A 3019-nucleotide genomic window follows, 5' to 3' on the forward strand; every position below is an offset into this window, starting at 1 on the left:
CGACCGACTTTACAAAGCCCGAACCGTTCGAGCTGATGCAGGGCGGCGCCGGCACGTCGAGGAAGGGCGTCAACCGCGACGCCTTCTCGCAGCCTTCCGCCAACATCACCTTCGAGGAGGAAGCGACCTTCAAGCTCGGCAATGCGCTTTTTCGCAAGAACTGGGTGTCGTCGCCGTCATCGACCCAAGCGTCCGACGGGCTCGGGCCGCTGTTCAACGAACGCGCCTGCCAGAACTGCCATCTGAAGGATGGTCGCGGCCGACCGCCGGAAAGCGGCACAGGCTCGACCTCGATGTTCTTGCGGCTGGCGCGCGATGCAAGCAATGCCGAGGAGAGAGCCGAACTTGCCGACTACAAGCTGCTGAATTTCCCCGATCCTGTCTATGGCTCGCAATTGCAGGATCTGGCGGTTCCCGGCCTCAAGGGTGAAGGCCGCATGCGCATCGACTATTCGGAAGCGAAGGTCACGCTGGGCGACGGTGCCGTCGTTTTGCTGCGCAAGCCCCGCTACTCGGTCGAGAATCCGGGCTATGGCCCGCTCCACCCGCGCACGACGTTGTCGCCGCGCCTGACGCCGCCAATGATCGGGCTCGGACTGATCGAGGAGATCGCCCCGGCCGACATCCTTGCCCTTGCCGATCCGCATGACCGCGACAGCGACGGCATCTCCGGCCGGCCGAACATAGTTCGCGAGGAGTTGAGCGGCGCGATAACTTTGGGCCGCTTCGGCTGGAAAGCGCAGGCCGCATCGATCCGGCAGCAGGCCGCCGATGCCTTTGCCGGCGATATCGGCATCTCGACGCCTGAAGTGCCGAAGCATTGGGGGGACTGTACCGAGGCTGAGAAGGCTTGCCTTACCCTGCCGAACGGCGTCCAAGAGCGCCGGGGCGCGGCGGAAGCGCCGCCCCCGGTCATGGACCTCGTCACCTTCTATTCGCAGAACCTCGCTGTGCCGGCGCGGCGCGACCTCGACAAGCCGGAGGTTCTTTCCGGCAAGAAGCAGTTCTACGAGATGGGCTGCATTTCCTGCCACACGCCGAAATTCGTCACCATGCGCGGCACGCCCAACAAGGCGCAAGCCTTCCAACTGATCTGGCCCTATTCCGATTTCCTGCTGCACGACATGGGCGAGGGTCTCGCCGACGGCCAGCGCGTGGGGGAAGCGAGCGGCAGCGAATGGCGCACGCCGCCGCTCTGGGGCATCGGCCTGACCGCCACGGTCAACGGCAACAGCTTCTATCTGCATGACGGCCGCGCGCGGACGCTCGAAGAGGCGATCCTGTGGCACGGCGGCGAGGGCCAGAAGGCGCGCGACCGCTTTGCCGGCGCAACTGCCGCCGACCGCGATGCGCTGATCAAATTCCTGGAGTCGCTCTGATGTTTAATCGACGTGCCGCCGCGCTTGCCCTTCCTTTCTTGCTGGCCGCGGCCTTGCCGGCCCAGGCCGCGGTCAAAGCCTCCGATGTCATCGGCCGCGCGATCGACGGCTTCGTCCGCCCGGCCTACGCCAGCCTCGACGATCATGCCGGGACCCTGACCCAGGCGATGCGCCAGCTCTGCAATGCGCCGTCCCAGCAAAATCTCGACGCGGCGCGTACCGAGTTTTCCGCCACAGTCGAAGCCTGGTCGGTGGCCGAGATCATCGCCTTCGGGCCCATCAAGGAAAACAACCGGCTGGAGCGCATGCTGTACTGGCCGGACCGCAAGAGCATCGGATTGAGGCAGGTGCAGTCGACCCTCGTTGCCAAGGATCCATCCGCCGACGATCCGGCGCAACTCGCGGGAAAGAGCGTTGCCATGCAGGGCCTCGGTGCGTTGGAATATGTGCTGTTCGGCGATGGTGCCGAAACGCTTGCCAGTAAGGACGATCCCTATCGCTGCGCCTACGGGGCGGCGGTGGCCAGCAACATCCAGGCGATTGCCGGCGAGGTCCGCGAAGCATGGAGCAAGCCCGATGGTTTTGCCTCGCTCTGGGCCAATCCGGGGCCGAAGAACCCGCTCTATCGTGATGGCACCGAAGCGGTCACGGAACTGGTCGGCGTTTTCATCAATGAGCTGGAAATGATCCGCGACGTGCGGCTCAAAGGTTTTCTTGGCGCGAAGCCCGATGCTGACAAGCCGAAGCAGGCGATCTACTGGCGTTCGCAGAACACGCTGAATTCGCTGGCCGGAAATCTGTCCGGCATCGACAAGCTGTTCCAGGCCTCGAAGCTTGGCGATGCGCTGCCCGCCGATGCGCGGTGGATGGCCGAATCCATCCACATCCAGCTGACCAACGGCGTGGCGACGGCGAAGTCTGTTGGCGGCCCGATCGATAAGGCGCTCGCCGATCCGGCGCTGCGCGACAAGCTCGAGCATCTCGCGCTGATCACCTCCAGCCTCTCGACCCTGATCGGCACCAGGATGACCGCCGAGTTTGGCCTCACCGCCGGCTTTTCGTCGCTGGATGGTGATTGACGCCGTGACGACGCCGCTCATCGATCGCCGCGACTTTCTGCGTGCCGCCGGCGCCGGCTTCGCCGCGGCGATGGCGCCGCGCGCCTGGGCGGAGACGCTTGCAACGGACGCCGTCTTCGCCACGGCCTTCGTCAGGCGCGACGGCAGCTTCGGCGCCGCCGTGCTCTCCGAGGCCGGCAAGATCCTGCACACGCTCGATCTGCCCGACCGTGGCCACGACGTCGCGTTCGATCCAGTGTCGAAACGCTCGGTCGTCTTCGCCCGCCAGCCCGGCACCTTCGCGATGGTCTTCGACCACACCGGCCGCGAGAAGCCTTTGATCATCGCCAGCATTGCCGGCCGGCACTTCTTCGGTCACGGCGTGTTCTCGCCCGACGGCGCGCTGCTCTATGCAACGGAAAATGATTTCCACAACGCCGCCGGCGTCGTCGGCGTCTATGACGCGCGGGCGAAGTTCAGCCGCGTCGGCGAGTTCCCGACCTACGGCATGGGTCCGCACGAACTGCTGCTGCTCGCCGACGGCAGGGCGCTCGCCATCGCCAATGGCGGCATCGAAACGCA

3 protein-coding genes are annotated in these 3019 nt (G+C 65.4%); all 3 read left to right on the forward strand.

The features are described 5' to 3' along the window. Positions 1–1379, forward strand: a 1379-nt coding sequence (locus EOA79_RS31080) for a di-heme oxidoredictase family protein (RefSeq protein WP_245489977.1), incomplete at its 5' end; no start/stop codon positions are given. Continuing rightward, a complete protein-coding gene (locus EOA79_RS31085) occupies positions 1379–2458 on the forward strand; it encodes an imelysin family protein (RefSeq protein ID WP_127335258.1) in 1080 nt (359 codons plus the stop codon). The genes EOA79_RS31080 and EOA79_RS31085, both read left to right, overlap by 1 nt. Positions 2459–2462: 4 nt before the next feature. Then, positions 2463–3019, forward strand: a 557-nt coding sequence (locus EOA79_RS31090) for a DUF1513 domain-containing protein (protein ID WP_128293631.1), incomplete at its 3' end; no start/stop codon positions are given.

Source organism: Mesorhizobium sp. M1A.F.Ca.IN.020.03.2.1, from assembly GCF_004023205.1.
In the GTDB taxonomy this organism is placed as follows: domain Bacteria; phylum Pseudomonadota; class Alphaproteobacteria; order Rhizobiales; family Rhizobiaceae; genus Mesorhizobium.